This window comes from Nitrospirota bacterium (assembly GCA_020846775.1).
GTDB lineage: Bacteria > Nitrospirota > 9FT-COMBO-42-15 > HDB-SIOI813 > HDB-SIOI813 > RBG-16-43-11.
Window position 1 is genome coordinate 1 of record JADLDG010000027.1, and the last position, 3,843, is coordinate 3,843.

At 43.4% G+C, this 3,843-nt stretch carries 4 protein-coding genes; 1 reads left to right on the forward strand and 3 read right to left on the reverse strand.

The window, feature by feature from the left end:
• Window positions 1-48: 48 nt before the first annotated feature.
• The gene (locus IT392_04320; GenBank protein ID MCC6543713.1) at window positions 49-237 is read right to left on the reverse strand and encodes a 30S ribosomal protein S21; all 189 of its coding nucleotides are present in this window, start codon (window positions 235-237) and stop codon (window positions 49-51) included.
• A 190-nt stretch (window positions 238-427) separates the two neighbouring features.
• Here IT392_04320 and IT392_04325 point away from each other — a divergent pair, with 190 nt between their 5' ends.
• Entirely contained in the window at window positions 428-967 is a 540-nt protein-coding gene (locus IT392_04325) for an HNH endonuclease (protein ID MCC6543714.1), read from the forward strand.
• A gap of 6 nt (window positions 968-973) precedes the next feature.
• On the opposite strand, the gene IT392_04330 is transcribed toward IT392_04325, so the two are convergent.
• Window positions 974-1,849, reverse strand: coding sequence for a 2-oxoacid:ferredoxin oxidoreductase subunit beta (locus IT392_04330; GenBank protein MCC6543715.1), 876 nt, complete (start codon window positions 1,847-1,849; stop codon window positions 974-976).
• A gap of 1 nt (window position 1,850) precedes the next feature.
• Window positions 1,851-3,566, reverse strand: coding sequence for a 2-oxoacid:acceptor oxidoreductase subunit alpha (locus IT392_04335; protein MCC6543716.1), 1,716 nt, complete (start codon window positions 3,564-3,566; stop codon window positions 1,851-1,853).
• Between the last annotated feature and the right edge of the window lie 277 nt (window positions 3,567-3,843).

A 3,843-nucleotide genomic window follows, 5' to 3' on the forward strand; every position in this document is an offset into this window, starting at 1 on the left:
AAAGATTCATTAAGGTCTCCTGAGAGTCTGTCGAGTAAAGTCATAAATTTACACCTTTTGACGTTTTGCTGCCTTCTTCTTTGCGGCTAAAGCCTTGCGTTTGCGCCTGACACTTGGTTTTTCATAGTGTTCCCTTTTTCTCATCTCAGAGAGTATCCCTGACTTTTCACACTGTTTTTTGAACCGGCGGAGGACGCTTTCAAAGGATTCATTGTCTTTTACCTTTACCCCCAGCATATATTATCCACCCCCTTACCTGAAAGATTATATTCATTGTAATATTTAGCAAAATTCTTGGATTGTTAAATATAGCAAACAGCAGTTACATGTGTCAAGTATTCTTTTGTCCAAACATATTGCTTTTTAATAAGTTTTATGTAATAATATTGGAAATCAGAAACGGTTACACTTCTGACCAAAGAAGAAAATGGAGCACACTTTACTCCTTAATGCTACATATGAACCTCTGAAGGTCATCCCATGGAAAAGGGCTGTCACCCTGCTGTTCCAGGGAAAAGTTGAAGTACTGGAGGTGTATGACCGCGAAGTCCGTGGCATAAGGGTCAGTTTTAACCTGCCATCTGTCTTAAGACTGCTAAAGAGAGTTAAGGCCCGCAACATTCATTCAGTAAAATTTTCTCGGGCCAATATCTTCACCAGGGACAACCATACCTGTCAATATTGTGGCCTGAGGTTTGACGTCAAGGACCTGACGTTTGATCATGTTTTACCAGCAGCAAAGGGTGGTAAAAAGAATTGGGAAAATATTGTAACTGCCTGCTGGAAGTGTAATAATAAGAAAAGCGGCCGCACTCCTGCTCAGAGTGGTATGCGTCTCATAAAGGTACCAAGTGAGCCTAAGTGGCTCCCACATGTCACTGTCACCTTAGGCATAAGAAACAAACCTGAGAACTGGAGGGATTATCTCTATTGGAATGTTGAACTTGACAAGGAAGACTCATGTTGACTATCTTTAAAGTTTAAACACGTCAATAATTTTCTCAAGGTCCGGATTATTTGTCCCCTTATTCCTGGTCTTTATTCCAGAAAGCAACTCCACATAGGACGGTCTCTTCTCCTGATAAAATAATCCAATGGGTACCGTTGCGCTTTCCCTGCCCATAGTCATCGCCAGGGATAATGCCTTAACCTTATCACCCTTATCAGCATGGATCTCGTCTATGTTTCTCAAGAGTGGTTTATAATATTCAAACGTATCAACCTTATTGAATGTAGGACATGGTGATATCACATTTATAAAAGCAAACCCCTTGTGATTCATAGCCTGACCAATTAAATCTGCTGTCAACCTGGCATTTGATGAAAAACTCTGAGCAACGAACGTTGCACCATAAACAAGGGCATATGCTATAGGGTTTAATGGAACATCCGGTGAACCATGCGGTGTTGTAGAGGTAACCATTCCCGCCCTGCTTGTTGGAGAGACCTGGTTCTTGGTTAGACCATATATTGAGTTATCCATCACGATTAATGTTATGTCAATGTTCTTTCTTGCAACATGGGGCAGATGCCCGCCTCCAATACTAAAATTGTCACCGTCACCGCCAACCACTATAACCTTCAACTCCGGCCTCGCAAGCTTAATGCCCGTAGCTATTGGAACCGCCCTGCCGTGGCATGTGTGCATTCCAAAGGTAGTAACAAAATATGGAAGCCTGCTTGAACAACCTATACCTGAAACAAGGACTGTATTAGCAGTCGAAGCATGGTTTGCACTAAAAGCAGTCGTCAGTGATGCAAGGACTCCATAGTCACCGCAACCTGCACACCATACCGGCGGTATATCGGACCGATAATCCTTGGGTTTTAGCTGCTGAGTCACTTCCATTTTATATGACCTCCTTAATTTTGGCCTCTATCTGTTCCGGGGTAAACGGAAGCCCCCCGTAAATATCATATCTGATAGGATTAATACCCGCATGTGCCCTGACTAGTTCAGCAAACTGACCCTGATAATTTACCTCTGGCATCAAGACCTTCTTTACTGAAGAGGCGAACTTTCTGATAGCCTTCACTGGAACCGGAAAAACCAACTTTGGATACAATGCGCTTACCTTAAGCCCTTTATCCCTGCATCTCTTAACAGCCTCTCTTACTGAACACTGCGTAAGCCCCCAACTAATAATCCCAATATCTTCATCTCCATTACCATCATATTCAGAGGCGGCATACTCATCCTCAATATTTTCAATCTTCCTGAACCTTTTTTCCGTCATCATCGCATGATAGTCAGGAGAATATTTTGGAGCAGCGGTCTCACTATGTTCAAGTCCCGTGGCTATATACTGGCCGCCCGGATGACCTGGAAGAGACACTGCTGATATGCCCGAATCAGTAACTTCGTAGCGTTTAAACTCTCCATTACCAGAGTATACTTCTCTGTTTATAATATTCAACTTTGCAAGGTCAGGCCTTTTTATCTTCTCTGTCCTGAATGCAAGAGAACCATCACTCAGGATGATAACCGGCATCTGATATTTCTCCGCCAGATTAAAGGCATCTACCGTCAAATAAAAACAATCCTCAATAGTCGCAGTAGCAAGGACTATACGTGGAAAGTCGCCATGACCTCCTCGTGCGGCAAGGAACAGGTCCGATTGCTCGCTCTTTGTTGGAAGTCCTGTTGAAGGACCACCCCTCTGAACATCAGCAATAACCAGAGGAAGTTCTGCCATACTTGCAAAACCGAGAAGTTCAGTCATTAGATCAAGACCCGGACCAGATGTCCCTGTCATCGCCTTGGCGCCGGCATATGATGCCCCAATGACATGACCAAGTGATGCGATCTCATCCTCTGCCTGCACAACTACGCCGTTAGTCTTTGGCAAATGTTTAGCAAGCCAGATTGCAATTTCTGTAGCAGGGGTAATCGGATAACATGAAAAAAACTCACACCCCGCAACAAGCGCACCAAGCCCTATGGCCTCATTACCCGAGAGCAAAATTGCATCACCTTCAGGTTTCTTGGGGTGAACAGTGAATTTATCCGTTTTCTTGATATTTGATCTTACATACTCTGCCCCTGCCTCAAGGGCCTTCAGATTAATGTTTACAATTTCTTCGCCTTTCTTCCTGAACTTGTTTCGGACAAGCTCAACAAGACTATCCATTGGAAACGAAAAAAGCTGAACCACTGCGCCAAGCGCAACCATATTTTTTGAAATGGGACTGGCAAGATCAACCTTACTGATCTTTGTCATTGGAATAGCATATTGTACAACCCCCTCAACTGGCTTTGGATCAATACCCCCGTCTGGACCGTCATACACAAGCACGTTGCCGGGTTTCAAAAGCCCTTTGTTAATCTCATATGCCTCAGCGTTTAATACTACGACGATATTAAATGTATCACCATGTGACAGGATCTCTTCTGCTGAAACCCTGAACTGGTACATGGCATAACCGCCCTTTATCTCAGCCGGAAATGTCTTAAATGTAAGAACCTCAAGACCTGCCCGGGCTGACGCCTTAGCAAGCATGTCTCCTGCACTTATTACTCCCTCTCCGCCTTCTCCTCCAACCCTGATAATAATGTCTTTACCCAAATTACATCCTCCCCTGAAATTGCAGTTAGGACACCTTCTTTAAACGCCGCCTGCGATTACCCTTTGATAAAACTACCGGGGCAATTCTATTCTCCATTATAATAGAATCAACTATGGTTCCGCAAGTAATACATCTCCAACCATAAAAATAATAGTGGCTGGATTCACCCATATCTAAAAACTTCTCATAGATCATAAGACCATCACATTTGGGACACTTCATCTTAATCACCGTTCCTTTCATATCACAACACCTTATACAAGTATTATTGCAAGT